Origin of the sequence: Pseudomonas sp. BP11-1-1 (assembly GCF_052112105.1) — a bacterium.
Classification (GTDB): Bacteria; Pseudomonadota; Gammaproteobacteria; order Pseudomonadales; family Pseudomonadaceae; genus Aquipseudomonas; species Aquipseudomonas alvandae.
The window spans coordinates 1-15,410 of record NZ_JAUTYU010000003.1 but is presented as its reverse complement, the minus strand read 5'-3'; the positions used below and the strand labels follow the sequence as shown (position 1 = coordinate 15,410).

At 48.8% G+C, this 15,410-nt stretch carries 16 protein-coding genes and 1 pseudogene; 4 read left to right on the top strand and 13 right to left on the bottom strand.

Annotated elements, in window-relative coordinates; translation table 11 throughout:
* The first annotated feature begins 116 nt into the window (after nt 1-116).
* Nucleotides 117-581 carry a 6,7-dimethyl-8-ribityllumazine synthase gene (locus tag Q7C33_RS06860; protein ID WP_046061888.1) on the top strand — a complete coding sequence of 155 codons (465 nt, stop codon included), beginning with the start codon at nt 117-119 and terminating at the stop codon, nt 579-581.
* Between the two features lie 187 nt (nt 582-768).
* Here the strand turns inward: Q7C33_RS06860 and Q7C33_RS06855 are convergent, their stop codons facing one another.
* Complete coding sequence (locus Q7C33_RS06855) at nt 769-927, bottom strand: hypothetical protein (RefSeq protein WP_442095325.1); 159 nt, start codon at nt 925-927, stop codon at nt 769-771.
* Between Q7C33_RS06855 and Q7C33_RS06850 the strand changes: the two genes are divergently transcribed.
* Nucleotides 869-1,093: a hypothetical protein gene (locus Q7C33_RS06850; protein ID WP_407683043.1), complete on the top strand. Its 225-nt coding sequence runs from the start codon at nt 869-871 to the stop codon at nt 1,091-1,093. The genes Q7C33_RS06855 and Q7C33_RS06850 overlap by 59 nt on opposite strands.
* On the opposite strand, the gene Q7C33_RS06845 is transcribed toward Q7C33_RS06850, so the two are convergent.
* The 6 genes from Q7C33_RS06845 to Q7C33_RS06820 all read right to left on the bottom strand — a co-directional run bounded on the left by Q7C33_RS06845 (nt 982) and on the right by Q7C33_RS06820 (nt 7,203).
* Nucleotides 982-1,323: a hypothetical protein gene (locus tag Q7C33_RS06845; protein WP_442095323.1), complete on the bottom strand. Its 342-nt coding sequence runs from the start codon at nt 1,321-1,323 to the stop codon at nt 982-984. The two genes, Q7C33_RS06850 and Q7C33_RS06845, sit on opposite strands and share 112 nt — an antisense overlap.
* Nucleotides 1,324-1,699: 376 nt before the next feature.
* Nucleotides 1,700-2,344 (bottom strand): TetR/AcrR family transcriptional regulator, encoded by a 645-nt coding sequence (locus tag Q7C33_RS06840; protein WP_407683042.1) that lies wholly within the window; start codon nt 2,342-2,344, stop codon nt 1,700-1,702.
* A 145-nt stretch (nt 2,345-2,489) separates the two neighbouring features.
* Complete coding sequence (locus Q7C33_RS06835; protein WP_281112920.1) at nt 2,490-3,956, bottom strand: APC family permease; 1,467 nt, start codon at nt 3,954-3,956, stop codon at nt 2,490-2,492.
* Between the two features lie 283 nt (nt 3,957-4,239).
* On the bottom strand, nt 4,240-5,421 hold the full coding sequence (locus Q7C33_RS06830) for a cytochrome P450 (protein WP_082097884.1): 1,182 nt from the start codon (nt 5,419-5,421) through the stop codon (nt 4,240-4,242).
* A 20-nt stretch (nt 5,422-5,441) separates the two neighbouring features.
* Nucleotides 5,442-5,882 (bottom strand): flavodoxin domain-containing protein, encoded by a 441-nt coding sequence (locus tag Q7C33_RS06825; RefSeq protein ID WP_407683041.1) that lies wholly within the window; start codon nt 5,880-5,882, stop codon nt 5,442-5,444.
* A 25-nt stretch (nt 5,883-5,907) separates the two neighbouring features.
* Nucleotides 5,908-7,203 carry an FAD-dependent oxidoreductase gene (locus Q7C33_RS06820; RefSeq protein WP_082097885.1) on the bottom strand — a complete coding sequence of 432 codons (1,296 nt, stop codon included), beginning with the start codon at nt 7,201-7,203 and terminating at the stop codon, nt 5,908-5,910.
* Between the two features lie 673 nt (nt 7,204-7,876).
* Here Q7C33_RS06820 and Q7C33_RS06815 point away from each other — a divergent pair.
* Nucleotides 7,877-8,065 carry a response regulator transcription factor gene (locus tag Q7C33_RS06815; RefSeq protein WP_225936060.1) on the top strand — a complete coding sequence of 63 codons (189 nt, stop codon included), beginning with the start codon at nt 7,877-7,879 and terminating at the stop codon, nt 8,063-8,065.
* Between the two features lie 171 nt (nt 8,066-8,236).
* On the opposite strand, the pseudogene Q7C33_RS06810 reads toward Q7C33_RS06815, so the two are convergent.
* Nucleotides 8,237-8,644 (bottom strand): annotated as a pseudogene (locus Q7C33_RS06810) (hypothetical protein).
* A 721-nt stretch (nt 8,645-9,365) separates the two neighbouring features.
* Between Q7C33_RS06810 and Q7C33_RS06805 the strand changes: the two are divergent.
* Entirely contained in the window at nt 9,366-10,136 is a 771-nt protein-coding gene (locus Q7C33_RS06805) for an NUDIX hydrolase (protein WP_217859833.1), read from the top strand.
* Nucleotides 10,137-10,222: 86 nt separating this feature from the next.
* Here the strand turns inward: Q7C33_RS06805 and Q7C33_RS06800 are convergent, their stop codons facing one another.
* The 5 genes from Q7C33_RS06800 to Q7C33_RS06780 all read right to left on the bottom strand — a co-directional run.
* Entirely contained in the window at nt 10,223-11,398 is a 1,176-nt protein-coding gene (locus Q7C33_RS06800) for an MFS transporter (RefSeq protein ID WP_217859834.1), read from the bottom strand.
* Nucleotides 11,399-11,507: 109 nt separating this feature from the next.
* Nucleotides 11,508-13,103, bottom strand: a complete 1,596-nt coding sequence (locus tag Q7C33_RS06795; RefSeq protein ID WP_217859835.1) for a purine-cytosine permease family protein — start codon at nt 13,101-13,103, stop codon at nt 11,508-11,510.
* A gap of 92 nt (nt 13,104-13,195) precedes the next feature.
* On the bottom strand, nt 13,196-14,083 hold the full coding sequence (locus Q7C33_RS06790; protein WP_046061901.1) for an alpha/beta fold hydrolase: 888 nt from the start codon (nt 14,081-14,083) through the stop codon (nt 13,196-13,198).
* A 51-nt stretch (nt 14,084-14,134) separates the two neighbouring features.
* The gene (locus Q7C33_RS06785) at nt 14,135-14,971 is read right to left on the bottom strand and encodes an SDR family NAD(P)-dependent oxidoreductase (protein WP_152667473.1); all 837 of its coding nucleotides are present in this window, start codon (nt 14,969-14,971) and stop codon (nt 14,135-14,137) included.
* Nucleotides 14,972-15,153: 182 nt separating this feature from the next.
* Nucleotides 15,154-15,410: NAD(P)(+) transhydrogenase (Re/Si-specific) subunit beta (locus Q7C33_RS06780; protein ID WP_407683040.1), on the bottom strand; the 257-nt coding region annotated here is incomplete at its 5' end.

Sequence of the window (15,410 nt, the reverse complement as noted above, 5' to 3'; positions counted from 1 at the left end):
ACCAACAAGTGACTGATTCGATAAAGCATCACGACTTGAGAGCAGCGCCTGACAACATGATTCGACCTTGGCCATAAGGTGCTGAGGAAACCAAAAAAACAGGATGAGGTAAAAACATGGTCTCCAATCGATATGCATTCATCAAAGCTGGCTGGCATGGCGATATCGTGAACCGGGCGTTGGAGGGGTTCTACGAAAACATCTGTCCGGATCAGATCGATGTATTCGAGGTGCCTGGCGCTTTTGAACTGCCCCTGATGGCTCAAGAGCTTGCATTGACCGGCCAGTACGCGGCAGTGGTCGCGGCAGCCCTGGTGGTAGATGGCGGTATATATCGCCACGACTACGTCGCGCAGGCTGTTGTTGATGGTTTGATGCGCGTTGGCCTGGATACCCGCGTGCCGATTCTTTCCGTGTCGCTGACCCCGCATCACTTCCAGGAGACGAATCACCATCGCGCGATCTTCAGTGCGCATTTCCTGGAAAAAGGCCGTGAAGCCGCCAACGCAGCAATCAAAATAGGCATGACCCGGGCCACAGTGTTGGGTAAGCCGCAACGAAAGCTGCAATCGGCAGGCTGATCAAACGCAGCAAACTGCCGAGCGAGCGATCCGACTCGGTCCAAGGTCGCCGCTCTGCAGCAGAGACCGTCGCCGTAGCCATAGCCGTCACATTGCTCCGGACACAGCCAACCCAGCCTCATTCAACGCCAGCACGCCGATTGTCGCGGCGACGGCGAGGTCCTGGATGACCGGGATTTGGCGATCATCAACACGGCGAAACCCGCAGCGCCGCGGCCGATGTCCTGCATGATTCCTTCAACTTCTGGGCGCCGTGACTCAAGCCAATGGCAAATATCAGGAATGGGATGAGTATCGAATACGGATCGAGAGCAACCCCTAGGGTGGACAGTAACCCAACAGCCACCACGGCGATGATCGAGCACAACAGCACCAACAACGTGGCGTGCACGCAACGTGTTTACCAGAACAACACGATGCCGCACATCACCAGCGTCGCCGCGAAGAACGGCTGCATCTGGCGCATGCCGGAGATCAGATCATCCACTACCTTGGAAAAACCGACGATGTGAAGGTCGATGTTGTCGGTTTCGTACTTGGGCCGAATCTGTTCAAGCGAGCCTGACTGCGCGTTGTAGTACAGCAGCTTGCTATCATCCGATTGTGATGTTCTGAAGAGGCAACAGCACAATGCTGGGCTTGAAATTGGAGGCGACGAGTGGACCCACTTCCCTGATCGCTCAACGTTCTGTGATAACTGGTCCAGGCATTTGGCAGAGCCGTTGTAATCATCCGGTATCACCGGCCCGCCGTCGCCCCCTCCTCTGGGACTCGATCCACCGGGTCGCTGGAGTCTACAGCGACTTCATGTAAGATCGGTTGACACCGGGAAGCGAAATGTCTCGTCGTTGATTTTCTTGACCGTCTCAAGACAGGTGCCATCGAAGATGCTGCCTTGCCTAGCTTCGATCACAATTCGCAAGGTTTGCCACCCTTGCCCAACTGCCATCGATTTTCCAGATAGTTCTGCACCGAGAGATCTTTACTTGAGGAAGCCTTAGCTGCCGCACCGTACGGAGTTGATCCGCAATGGCGATGGCCGAGGCTTAATCACTTTGCCCTGTCTAAAATTCAGCTGTTGAGATGATAAATAAAACTCAATACTGAAGTTTTACAAACTAAAAAATTAGCACTTTTCTAGATAGATTAACGCTATAAACTACAGCAGCTTCTAAGCTACCTTCTGATCCGTCCCAGCGCCACCACGAGCCGACACTATCTATAAGCTTCCTCACCACCCTCGCATTAACCGCGCAATCCCGAGCCCCGATGTCTTGCGCTATCGACGCGTACATATAGTCACAAAAATCCTCCCAGTCATCGACTTCTTTGCGCAAACCCTTAGGAAGAACCTTTGCAATCCGATCTGTCGCGATGAGAGCATCCCAAATATCGTTCTCCGGTCGCTGCAACTGCTGACGAACATGGAAGCCAATCAATGCAACCCAATATTGCTCGGGGGTACGACAGTTGCCTAGCGCTCCACGCAACGAACGTGCAAAATTGTTGTAATGCCAACGCATTGCGGCGGCAACAATCTGGTCTCGCCCTTCCGGGAAGTGAGAATATATAGTCGGTGGCTTCACACCTGCCGCGGCAGCAAGGCTGCGCATGGAAACGCTAGCGATGCCCTCCCGAGTTGCCACGCGAAGAAATGCGTCGAGAATGACCTGCTTGCTTCGAGTCAAGCTATCCCAGTCGAAGGTGTTCACATAATTTTCAAGGCGTCTCAGCATACCTGCCGCGTTCTCGGTTTCGCGCATCCAATTCACAACCCTAAAATCAGTCTAAGTATTTACCACAGACTACCACAGCAGTGTACTCGAGATAAATAGCACTCAATAAGCCTGCGATAGCATAGTAAAATCCGAGTGAAATTAAATCACTCGGAAGTAATGATAAGCGACGTCAACTGTGACTGCGTCCCAGTTTTTCAAAGATTTCCGGCTTAACTTTTTTATAGTAACCAGCAAGTACCATTCCAAATAATTGAACAAAAAACAAACTGTACAACATCCAAACACGCTGACCTGGCTCCCCCCCTACCAGCAACTCAAAATTTTTAGCCACCAATACTACCAACCCCATGAAAAAGATCGAAGATATCGCAGGCGCCATAAATGACTTCATAAAACTGGCTTTCTCAAAGCGACCTTTTTCGACGAACCAGGTCAACGCAGAAAAGTTAACCAATGTGAGGAGGAAAATCACTCCGGCAGTGCCCACACCAGAAAGCTGCCCGTAAAGGATCTCTGGCTTTACCTGAAGCAGGATAAACGGACATAGAACCAAGAGAACTAAAAAAGACACGGCCATGGAAGCTTTAAAGGGTGAGGCATGCTGTGGGTGCACTTGTTTGAGAAATGCAGGCAGTGCGCCGTCAGTTCCAAGATTGTACAAATAACGAGAAAGCACATTATGAATGGAGAGGATGCACGCAAAAGACGAGGTTAATATCAACAGAGAGATCAGCACATGGTACTTACCATCCACATACTTCGAGAACGCGACTGAAAACATCGTGGCCGGTGATTTTATGGCCGCATCCTGCACACCACTTCCGTATGCCATAATCAATGCATATGCACAGAATGTGTATACCAATCCAATAAATATAATCGCGCCATAGGTTGCGATCGGTATGGTTTTATCAGGGAGGCGAACTTCATCACGGAACAGAGCCGTTGCCTCAAAACCCATAAAGAAAGAAACTACGAACAGCATCGCAAGTGGCAAATTAACATTAGACCGCGTAAATTCGCTAGGAGAAAACGGCGCTTCGGCAGCAATCGAAGTATCCCCTCCGCCTTTTAGTACTGCAAACGCGAAAACTAGACAAACGACTACTTCAGCTACCATTACCCAGGTCAAAACCTTAGCGGATAGCTCTACATTAAAATAGCCTAGAATACCTACAGCAGCCCAGCAAGCCAATGCATACCAGTACCAGGATAATGAGTAACCGGATACTTCTTGATGGAGGTCTGCACAAGCCACACCAAAATATGCCGCTACACCCGTAAGAATCAGAAAATATGAAACTGCGGCCATCAGGCCTGAACCAAGTCCGGACGATTTACCTAGCCCAAAACTAATAAAGGAATAAAAATCCCCTGGGCGCTTAACCGCAGCATTTAATGTGACATAGCCAACCCCAAATATCAAAATCATTGCCGTTACAATGATAAATGCAAGTGGACTTGCTATGCCTCCAAACGACAGTGCAACCGGTATGTATCCGGAAACTGTGGTAAGGGGTGCCGAAAAGGCCAGAACAGTGAGAGCCAAGCTGAATGCGCCCATCTGCCCGGTAAGCTTGACATGATCCGGAGATGTAGAACCCCCAACAACCCCGGCCTCTGCGCTTATCGTCATTTTGAAGTCTCCAATGATAACTTTCATTAATGTGTATTGGCAGATGGGGTCTTGCTATTTCATCATTATTGTAATACCCAGCACTTACGTAGCTTGCAGAAGATGTCTGCTTTTCAGTGTAACCACCATTTGCAGGCAATTAAATACACACAGATTCCTCCTGCAAATTACACAAAAATTCATTCATGCTCTTTGATTTAAATACGACCACTTCCTTCCACAACCATATATAAAGCAAAAAAACCTTATTCATAAGACAATATGAGCACCAACCTACACCCTGCTATTTTTTAAAATAGAGAGGAAGCGTGATGTAGTTGCGAATTCGATCATCATTTAAAGTCACAGGCTCTTCTGCCAATTCAATTCCGGAATAGTGCTCCGCAATGACGTTCAGTGAGGCCTCAATTTCTGCTCTGCTGATTACTTGTCCAGCGCATGCATGTACTCCGATGCCGAAAGAGACGTGCTGACTGGCCTCCTGAGGTCGGGTATGGTCAAACTGATTCGGCCGACGGAAAACCGTTTCATCACGATTCACAGCTGCTGTCATGAATCGAATGGAAGATCCAGCAGGAATTTTAACCCCGCGAATCTCTACCTCCTCGGTCGGGTAGCGGGTAAACGATAGTTCTGGAGGGTTTAGCCTAATAAACTCATTGATCATTGCCGCACGCACGTCTGGCTCTTTCCGATATAGATCAAAAAGGCGAGGATCCCTTGCGAAGTGCTCCAGGATAGATGCGAGGACGTAAGCAGGGTTGGGGGCGCCGGAAAAATAAAAGAGCACCAAGGTCTGAATCACCTCATCCGAGGTCATATCGCCAGACGCTTCAAGCGAAAGCATTGCGTCTAATAAGCCATCGCCTGGATTTATCCGTTTTTCTTCAATGATGGCGCGGCACTTTGAGAACAACCAATCGAAACCTTCTCTAGCGCGATTCTTATCAGCCTCAGTTGCTGCCGGAGTCTGCATGCCCACAATCTTCAATGCATTCAATGTTACGAGCTCAATGTCATCCTCAGCGATACCAAGCACTCGGCACATCGTAATATGTGTCGGCACCACACAGATATGATGATGTGCTTCAATGTAGCCATCCTCTTCAACCTGCCCAAGCGCATTTCGGGTGACTTCAGTAGTATGCTTCACCCACTCCTTTACGAGCTTCGGAGTAAACCATTTATTTGTATGGCGACGGACAGCCGTGTGTTTAGGGGGATCGTAGAACAAAATAGTGTCGAGGAAAACACGCCAGTTGTGCGGCTGGACCCACTCGGGCTCTACCATACTCATGGCCGGATGTTTCACAAATTTTATATAGTCCTCATACCGGGAAACAACATATTGACGCTCGCTTTCCTGATACAACGGATAATCTCGCTGCAGCCGGGCGTACCATGGATACGGATTGCGACGAAAATCTGGATGTGCCCAAGGCAGCACTTCATGTGTAATATTCATTGTGTTCCTCCCGGCAATAATCAGTTATAAACCTGCTCAAACCAAGCGTTCGCAACCATCGTCACAGACTTACCGCTCGCAGCATCGTGCCGACCCGTTTCGCCAATTTTAATTGCTCCCAACTCAACCAATTTCGCGGAAATAACATCAATGGCGTTATTAAACTTTTCATAGGTACTATCACCTAGTCCGAATGCAAAAAAATTAACACTACTTAGGTCAGGAGCCTTCTCTACCAATGCTTCAAAGAAAGGCGCAGTCGTTTCCGGAAGTTCCCCCGCTCCATACGTTGATGTAACTACCACTAGCTGCGAAGTCAGTTTCAGCCCGGCTACGGAAACGTCCTCCATTGATTTGATTTCTGCAGTGATGCCTCTGCGACCTAAGCAGGCAGCAATATCATCGGCTGCCATTTCAGAGTTTCCGCTCTCTGTACCAAACACAATCAAAATCTCAGACATTTTCTACATCCTTGACTAAAAATAGTTAATTAGCAACTTCTAACGCATTTACCTCTCCCACACAAAAATTCGCACCATGGGCGATGGTGAGCATTGTTCGAATATCGTTTATCTTTTTTCTACATCTTCCTGATTTTGCCGAGTTTTGCTCATACTCATCAATTCGACGCCAACCGATATAATTAACGACATCGGAAGACAATTCGCGTTCGATTGAAATCAACCCGGGCTTTCCAGCTTTAATTACGCCACTTTCAAAATCAGAAAAAATTGCTTCTGCGACTAACTTGGCATCTTTACGGTTTTCAGCCACCGTACCCTTTGGCCCCCGTTTCAGCCAACCCACTTGATAGATCGCATCCGCGCCCAGGCCTCGAGGCGTAACGGTAGCTTCTTTCGTAGTTCCATTATTGAAGCCAATAGCTGTTATTACGGTGTCAAACATTCTGGCAGTACTGATGCAGGAGATTCTATTTATAGTCGTTAACTTAGCCTGTCCGTACACATTGTCAATTCCACTCGGCAAAGCATTGAAAATGAAATTAACTGAAAGCCTTGAACAATTGCTAGTCTTCCTAGTGTTCGAGGCAGCGGTTAACAACTCCGGAATCGCCCCCCCCTCACCTTTAACAATTCCTTCTACCCTAACGCAGACTCCAGGCAAACTAAGTAGCTCAGCCATCATTGACCCATCACATTTCGCGTCAACCGCGCTGGAACGGCTTACAAGGGTCAGACTTTTTACCTGCTCAACATTAAGCTTTGTACGCACTTCGTCGGATATATCCGACCCCTCAAGTTCACGGTCTGTTTTGGCGATCATACGGATGACATCAATAGCTACATTACCGCTACCGATTACTGCGACATGGCGCCCGAGCTCACGAGTAGTACCATCAGCATTTTTGAGCAGCTCAACTTCAGGATGACCATTCAACGCTTTAAGCAATCTTCCTGCGCCTACAACTGGCGCAGAAGGATGGACATGGATATCCAGATCTGCGTCATGACTGAGACCAGTCGCCAGCACTACGACGTCGTAGGACTCTGCCAGTTTCGAATATGAGATATCTCTTCCAACATTGACGTTGCCTCGAAAGTCGACCCCTCCTTTCTCGAACATTCGTTCAAATTGCTGGATAACTGTTTTGCTACCTTGATGATCTGCCGCGACACCGTAACGCACCAGCCCATAAGGAACAGGTAACGCTTCGAAAATCGTGATTTGCGCCGAACTCCATTTCTTTTGAAGGAACTGCGCGACGTAACAGCCTGACGGCCCGCTTCCTACTATGGCTACGGTCGGAAATTTGGCGGACATGGGCACCCTCCTATCTAGAGCGCATGAGGCTCTAATCAAACATGACAATGCTAAACAACCCGCACGAACAGTCGTTCGGTTATACCCCAGCAATCAGCGTGCCAATGGCCCCGGCCCCCATTTTTCAAATCTTCACAGGACGTTTAGATAACGCGGCGCACGGCTTCGGTGCAAAATTCACTTGAGTGATTCGATAATGATGCGCCGCTAGCCCGTATGGTTTTGGTCAGCGGTGTGCTTGCGTTGGTTTGGCTGGGCGGCGCAATTAGGGTATGAGGGGGTCTATGACACGAAAGCTCCACAGACTACCTGGTCGAGCCTTCCATCCCTGGCCAATGGCCCCTGGTGCAGCATTATTCACCGCACAACACCAGATAACGAATAGTATTCCAGCGAGCCTCTCGGGCCGTCGTGGAGCCGCGGTCGGGACCAAGTCAGCTTCAGCCATCGGAATCGCCTTCTGGTTGACCTTAATTTTTTATTTTTGTTGTCCATTACTGTGCCGCTACTTTGCGCAGAAGCGGAACGTGACCAACTTAAGCCTCCGATGTTCGATTGAACTGAATTTCAGAGCCGCTCTACGTTTACAAACTGCCAGATTTCATGATTGAGTAGGAGGCGGCCTCACAGCCGCCGTCCTCTCACACCACCGTACGTACGGTTCCAGTACGTCGTGCTTTCGGATCGAGAAATAGAGGTCTTGCGTTTGGTTGAAGCGTGTCTATCGAATGCCGAAATTGGGCAGCGGTTGTACATCTCGGTGTTTACGGTGAAAAGTCATATACAGCGGATTTGCGGAAAACTTGGAGTAAGGCGAAGAGCTCAAGCTGTGGCTAAAGCTAGATCAATGAGTATCCTCTGAGACTATCGGGCTGTTGAATTTGAATTTGAGGCACTACTGCCTTGGAATAGGAGAACATCATGAATATCAATATTAATCACTTGAGCGGTCGATGATAGAGCCTTCCCGAGCTCGACGCCCCACTGATCAAACAGTTAACTCCCAAATAACCTTTGGACGAACACTTTTTGTTCATAAAGCGATTGAAGCGACTAACGTAGATGGCGTGACTTTTTGCATCATGATCATATTGCTCGGGCGGTTACCGGGAATAATTTTGTGATGCGTGATCCGTACTAGTTCCTCTTTGGATAAGCCCATGCCTTGCAAGACATCCTCAACTTCGGCTCGACTCATACCTTGCATAAGCGCCTGACTTTGCGCCACCACAGTTCGCGAACAGCCATTACTGGTGATCAGCCAAGGGATTCTGGCTCATCACCGACGCAATAAAGTCAGCGGGGATCAAGTGGATCCCTCGTGCAGCAGTTGATGGTAGGCATGCTGGCCATTGCACCCCACGCCTCCCCAAATAACAGGTCCAGTCTGGATTGAGACGCCTTGACCATCGTGCCACACCTGCTTGCCATAGGACTCCATATCCCAGGAAAATGGCGGAGAGCCTGTCGAATAGCAAAAAAATAAGCACAACCGCCCTATGCAATAAGATCCAATGTCAACAGCAATGTCACCTTTCTACAAGCGTAGCGAGTCATTTAGTAACGCTCTAGTGTCCCCGTTTAGGTAACGATTTGTAGATACGAGACGTAATACGCACCAATGTAGCGCACGCCACCGCGACGATCATTCGAGACCGGCTTGTTAGCTCAACTTCCTCACCTACTTTGCCCCCTGAATCCTGACCAACACCAGCAATCTCGCCAGGGCCATTACCCGTGTCATCTATTGCGATGGGGATCTCGTCTTGGATACGGTACCTTTTAATACCAGCGATTGAATTTAGCGAGTGCATAAATACCTCTAGCCATAGTAAAGGACCACAAAATCCGATGCAAAAAAGACACCAGATTTGGAGAAAACCGTTTGATAGATTTTTCAAGCGGTACTGAGTCGAGCGATAAATTTGCCGCATCAATTATTGAAGCCATATCGAGGCGATATTATTTTTTTGCCTTGATGCTGCGAAAATTAATTCGGAACAAAACTAGCGTTCTGCGGAACAAAAGGATGAATAAGCACGTGTGGCTTATCTTGCAAGCTCAAAGTGTTTTTTATATACTCGCCAATCCCAAGCGCGGCGATACAGCAAAGCTTGGAGAATATCCTCCGAGGACTAGCTCAATGCTATTGAAGATCAACAATGAGATTTGAATTGGATCGCTTTAACGGCGTGATCATTGACCCTGCTTCGTTACCAAAGACTACAGAGGAATTAAAAAACGACATTGAAACTCTCTTGACCTATCTTGAGACTAATAGAAAATCTCTTTCTTGGGTCTCTCTTCCTATTACTCGCTCCGAGTGCGTTCCATTATTCGTCAGTGCTGGTTTCACGTTTCACAGCTGTCTTCGTGAAGAACTGACATTGGTCCGTCAGCCGTCAGAAGTCACCTTTGTACCGTTTATTCCAACACACACAATTGGTGCAAGCGCGATTGTTTTGAATGAGTTGAATGAGATCCTTTTGGTGAAAGAGCGAGGCACCACAGGATTCAAACTTCCCGGAGGGTATATTGAAGCAGGAGAAAAAATCCAGCACTCTATCCAGCGTGAGATATTCGAGGAAACGGGAATAAAAACATTGTTCGAATCCATAGTGGGATTCACCACAATGCATACTCACCAGCTCGGCAAATCCAATCTGCACTTTATATGTAGGATGAAACCACTGACACAGGCAATTAACATTTTGGATATCGAAGAAATTGAGAACGCAAGATGGATACCCTTGAGTTCATACATTTCCGAACCGTGCAATAGCCTTACAGATCGACAGCTGATTAGCACCGTTGCATACTGCACGGGTCTAGTCACGACGGATTTCACAGGCAATATAGAGCCACACAAAAGAGACGAAATATACATATCCCAAAAATTGATGAGCTTTGAAGATAAAGGCCAAACCCGTTAAATTCTCTCGTATTTTAAGCGCAACCTCTGGAAAATTACGTACGATACAAAAAAATGCAAACTTGTATATTCCATTGAAGTCCATTTTCACACCACTCTTCTTTCCAGGTGCTGAGCCACCCAATAGATCAAACACCCTACAAAAGCCATGCCGGCACCCACGTAACCTGTCGATGTCCACCCCCAACCGGCATTAATTGCAAGCCCACCCAACCAAGGGCCAAGCGCATTAGCAAGGTTCAACGCAGCATGATTGGAAGCGGCAACAAGTGACTGACCATGCTTACTGATATCCATCAGTCGCATCTGTAAAGCTGGTGCCAACGCAACCATGCATCCAAGCAACACCGTGGCAAATGAAACTCCCGGCAATGTTCTGGACAAAATAGGAAACGCGAACAGGGCAAAAAAACTGAACAGCATAATGAAATTCACAGCGGCAAATTTTACGCGATCATAAAGCCAGCCTCCTGCAAAATTTCCAATCATCGTACCTACACCAAACAACATGAGCATGGGCGCGATCCAATGAGCTTCCAGTTTAGTCACATTTAAAACAATTGGAGCAAGATAGCTATAGACGCCGAACATTCCGCAAAAACCAACGGCGCCGATTGCTAGAGCCAGCCATATCTGAAGTTGAGCGAAAGGCGCCAATTCCTCTCTAACGTCAAGTCTACGATCATCCTCGACCTCAGGTGCGTTGCGATATAGAAGAATCAAACTCATCAGGCTAAAAATAGTAATAGCGGCAAAAACTGAGCGCCAACCGCACTGCTGACCAATGTAGGTTGCACCCGGCGCACCAACCAGTATCGCTGCCGTAACTCCCAACAGGATCCTACTGACCGCCTTCCCTCGCTTATTGAAGGGAGCCATAGATGCCGCGATCATTGCAGCAACACCAAAATAGGCTGCATGGGGGAAACCGGCCAGGAGTCTGGATAGCAATAATGTTTCATAGTTAGGCGCCAACAAACTAAAGGCGTTTGCACAGGTATACAATCCCAACAGAAAAAGAACCAGCTTTCTCTTTTTGAGATAAACTCCCACAAAAACCATGATAGGAGCACCGACTACAACACCAACTGCATATGCGCTGATTAAATGAGCGACACTCGTCTCAGGTTTTTGAAAAGCGTCCGACAGGCTTGAGATAAGGCCCATCATTGCAAACTCGCCAGTGCAGAAGGAGAACACTCCTATGATCAGGGCCAACTCAACGAGGAATCGCTTGTTTCTAAAAAAAATCAAACTAATCACCTCATCTTATGCAAAAAAACACTCAGCATAGTTTTTTATGCTGAGTGCAAAGCACGCATTGTTCAGTCAAGATCTGCGTAACAATCTGTGTTCCTCCACTACACCACCTTTACTTCGCCTGCACAGCAGAGGCCAGCATACAGTTCCCCTCTCGTCGCGCCGATTGAAGGAAGACGTAGTTACCTTCAGCGCAACCAGCACAGATAGCTTGTTGCTCCGCCGAAGGATCGCGATCCATCTCGATAGCACTATAAGATCGATTGCACACATGACATTCAATGTGGGTCCGCCAAACATCTGCAACGTCGTCACGAGGGTCCGCAGTTCGCGATATCAAACCACCGTCGACAAATTTTAGAATCGACCAATAACTAAATGCAGCCAGACCGGAGATCAGAATAGGCGCGGTTTCCACGTACCAGCTCCCCTTGGTTCCCGCTTCAACGATTGCAATACCCACTACGGTTGAAATGATCATTGCCCATGCACCTGGCATGATGGCTTTGACCCTGCCCGGTCGGAACTCGAGACCATATTTCACATCTCGGTTGAGCACGTAATGGGTCATGAGAATGGCGACCCAAGAGGTGACCGCTACGCCCTGCCATGCTAGCGCCTTGAGCAGATAGCTGAACACATTTGTAAGCATAAGCAAATATACGCAGCAACCTACAAACAGCACCCACACCCAACGTGGCCAGTTGAGATGTAGGCCGCGAGCGGCAAAGCCAGCGAAGTTCAACGAAGCCACATAATAATTAGCCGTGTTAATCCTAGTCTGACTGATCAGAATGAAAATCAAGCCCAAAAAACCGGCAGCATTCAATATGGCTTCCGCCACACCGCGCTCACTGGCTTGCAACTCAGGAAAAACAGTATTCATTATGAAAACGCCGGCTAATCCATTCACAACGAATAACGCTAGATAGAACACTGGGCCAAAAGTAATTAGGCCATGAAATTTTGCATCAGAAGGTTTCCCGAACCGCGAGAATTCAGCTGTAACCATCATATTGACACAAATACCCATGTACACTATGAACGCCCACATCCATCCGGGAATTACCGGATCGGTAGACGCTGGAATGGACAGAAATGCAGTAGAAAACCCATATTTATTACCGGCCATGACAATAACCAGTATCAAACCAATAATGTAGAGAGGTAGCAACGCACCGTTGAGTTTATCCAGCCAGACCTGAACACCGCCCATAACTAAAGGCAGGGCATAGAGAACTACCAAAAAATACCACCAGCGTATATCGCTCTCGGGCGAAAAATACTGGTGGAACGCAACGGCTATGATCGACCCCTCAAACACTGCGTAATACGTCGCCGTTACAGCAAATAGCAATGATGAAATGATCGCACCCGCCCCCCCGAAAATACCTCTCGACAACAAAGCGACCGTCAGGCCATTTTTAATTGAGCGCTGAGAGATGACATAATTTATGCCACCGTAAAAAAGTGCCGAGAGTGTGACCCCAATAATCGCACTCTTACTACCTACGGCTTGAGCGACCGCCACACTTATATATAAATAAAACATCGCACTGAGCACGGACCAAGAGGCCATCGCTAAGCTCCAGCGATTAGTTCTAGCCGACAGGGGTACCACATGCCTCGAATAATCTTCTGCTGATTGCTCGGCCAGAACACGAGGATCATCAGCATAAGTAATGTTTAGCGGCTGCAATTCTGACATGACAGTTCTCGTTATTTAATGGTCTACGAACTGAACGCCCAGACAACAACGCCCTATAAAATACTCGGGCGTTGTAGATCATCCCTACACTCTCACTTTATATTGGAAAAGAACTTCAAGAGTTCATCAACCAAGCCGTTGGGTTGCTCCTCGGGAATATAGTGGCCGCTAAACACCATAGTACCCGAGACATTGGCCGCCACCTTCTTCAACTCGCTGACCAGATCAGGCATCGATCCTTGGTCTGCGCGAACAGCCAGCACTGGCATCTTAAGTAAGGATTTGGCGAACTCACGGTTTTGTTCAGCCGATTGTGTGATCGCCCGGTAATACGCTAGACCGCCTTTCCATCCATTCAGTCGGAACGCACGAAGATACTCCGCAAAATCGTCCTCGGTGAAGATTTGAGGGTTTGCCGCTTTCCGCTGCAGATACCATCTCAGGTAGATGTGCTCACGGCCTTCCAGCAACTCTTCCGGCAAGTCCGGAATGTTGTGGAACGCTACATGCCAAGTCCGCCAAGCCACATCAGACGCCCACGGTAGATTATCGGGCAAGCTGATACCAGGGATGCCGGTGTCAAGGATGGCCAGCCCTGTGACGCTGTCACCGAATTGAGCGCAGTAAGGGTAACCAACCCAGGCACCAATATCGTGAACCACCAAGGAGTGCTTCTCTACACCAACCTGAGTCAAAAATTTTTTCAGCAAGCGCGACACGTTGCCAGTATCACAACTGGACGGACGATCCGAATCACCCTGCCCGGGAAGATCCGGTGCAATTACACGGTAGTGCTTGCCCAGCAGCGGCAGCACCTTACGCCAGGCATACCAGCTCTGCGGAAAACCGCATACCAGCACCATGACTTCCCCGTTATCGACGCCACCGCTTACATAGTGGATACGGGTGCCGTCTACTGTTTCAAACCCTCGCTGAAATCCTTCAACACCACTGTCCGGCCACTCACGCGTACTAAACATTATCCGCTACCTTTGCATGGAAGATTGACGTTGTTGAGTCACAGATGCATATCAGAAGGGATCACGCGCCGCAGCCAGCCATCCACCATCCATCACGTATTCACTGCCATGGACGAAATCTGCTTCGTCGCCGCCCAAAAAGGCGGCAAGCTTTGCGATCTCGCTTGGCTGGCACCAACGTTGGGCCGGGAATTTTTTGATCGCCGCTTCCATATCCGGAGAGCCCGCGGTTACCGGATCGGCCAGGGCCAGAGGCGTCGCTGTTGCGCCAGGGCAGATCGTGTTAACGCGAATACCGCGTGCACCATATTCAAATGTCAGTTGGCGGGTTAGACCGATGACGCCGTGTTTGGAGGCGGTATACGCCGTTCCGCCGCCAGCAGCACTGAATCCTGACGTCGACGAAGTGTTGATGATCGCGCCTTTGCCTTGCTTAAGCATTTGCGGGATGACAGCACGGGCCATCAGAAACGGCCCGGTCAGGTTGACTGCAATTACTTTATTCCATTCTTCCAGGCTAACTTCATGCGCAGTCGCGTGGCCGTCCAAAATGCCTGCATTGTTGCACAGTAAATCAATGTGGCCCCAACGCTGGATAATGGCGTCCACAGCTGTTTGGACGCTTTTAGGATCGCTCACGTCCACCGCATGAGCAAAGGCAAGGTCAGGTTTGGCCAGTTCGGAAATGGTTTCTTCGGCGCGCTTTGGATTGATATCCAGGACTGCCACATTGGCACCGCGAGCGGTAAATTCATGCACCATGGCGCGGCCCATGCCAGAGCCACCACCAGTAACTATTACCACACGACCGTTATAATTATTCACGTTTTCTACCCCGCCATTATTGATGTCGCCGAAACCACGAACATGGATCAAATGCCAAAACATGTGTAAATGGTCAGCAAGTTAGATCAGTACTAAAAAACAGCTAAGTTAATAGAGTCCATCCTTCGAACTCGATATTCCTCTTCCGTCATGATAGGGTCAAATCCCGATTTCCGATTGCCAGCGATAGCCATAGCTTATCAAGCATCATTTGGGATAACCCCAGCGTTGCCGAGTTATTCCGCTCACTCGACAGCCTTAACCATATCTTCAATGACCTTCTTGGCGTCACCGAACACCATCATGGTCTTGTCGAGGTAGAACAGCTCGTTATCCAGGCCGGCATAACCGCTGGCCATCGAGCGCTTGTTGACAATGATGGTCTTGGCCTTGAAGGCTTCGAGGATCGGCATGCCGGCAATCGGCGACTTCGGATCGTTCTTCGCCGCCGGGTTGACCACGTCGTTGGCGCCCAGGACGAGTACCACGTCGGCCTGGCCGA

Excerpts from the sequence above, each read along its gene's own strand:
- Q7C33_RS06790 (WP_046061901.1), bottom strand. The coding sequence starts at position 14,083 with ATGTTTAGTACGCGTGAGTGGCCGGACAGTGGTGTTGAAGGATTTCAG.
- Q7C33_RS06825 (WP_407683041.1), bottom strand. The coding sequence starts at position 5,882 with ATGTCTGAGATTTTGATTGTGTTTGGTACAGAGAGCGGAAACTCTGAA.
- Q7C33_RS06795 (WP_217859835.1), bottom strand. The coding sequence starts at position 13,103 with ATGTCAGAATTGCAGCCGCTAAACATTACTTATGCTGATGATCCTCGT.
- Q7C33_RS06830 (WP_082097884.1), bottom strand. The coding sequence starts at position 5,421 with ATGAATATTACACATGAAGTGCTGCCTTGGGCACATCCAGATTTTCGT.
- Q7C33_RS06820 (WP_082097885.1), bottom strand. The coding sequence starts at position 7,203 with ATGTCCGCCAAATTTCCGACCGTAGCCATAGTAGGAAGCGGGCCGTCA.
- Q7C33_RS06805 (WP_217859833.1), top strand. The coding sequence starts at position 9,366 with ATGAGATTTGAATTGGATCGCTTTAACGGCGTGATCATTGACCCTGCT.
- Q7C33_RS06860 (WP_046061888.1), top strand. The coding sequence starts at position 117 with ATGGTCTCCAATCGATATGCATTCATCAAAGCTGGCTGGCATGGCGAT.
- Q7C33_RS06785 (WP_152667473.1), bottom strand. The coding sequence starts at position 14,971 with ATGTTTTGGCATTTGATCCATGTTCGTGGTTTCGGCGACATCAATAAT.
- Q7C33_RS06850 (WP_407683043.1), top strand. The coding sequence starts at position 869 with ATGAGTATCGAATACGGATCGAGAGCAACCCCTAGGGTGGACAGTAAC.
- Q7C33_RS06835 (WP_281112920.1), bottom strand. The coding sequence starts at position 3,956 with ATGACGATAAGCGCAGAGGCCGGGGTTGTTGGGGGTTCTACATCTCCG.
- Q7C33_RS06840 (WP_407683042.1), bottom strand. The coding sequence starts at position 2,344 with ATGCGCGAAACCGAGAACGCGGCAGGTATGCTGAGACGCCTTGAAAAT.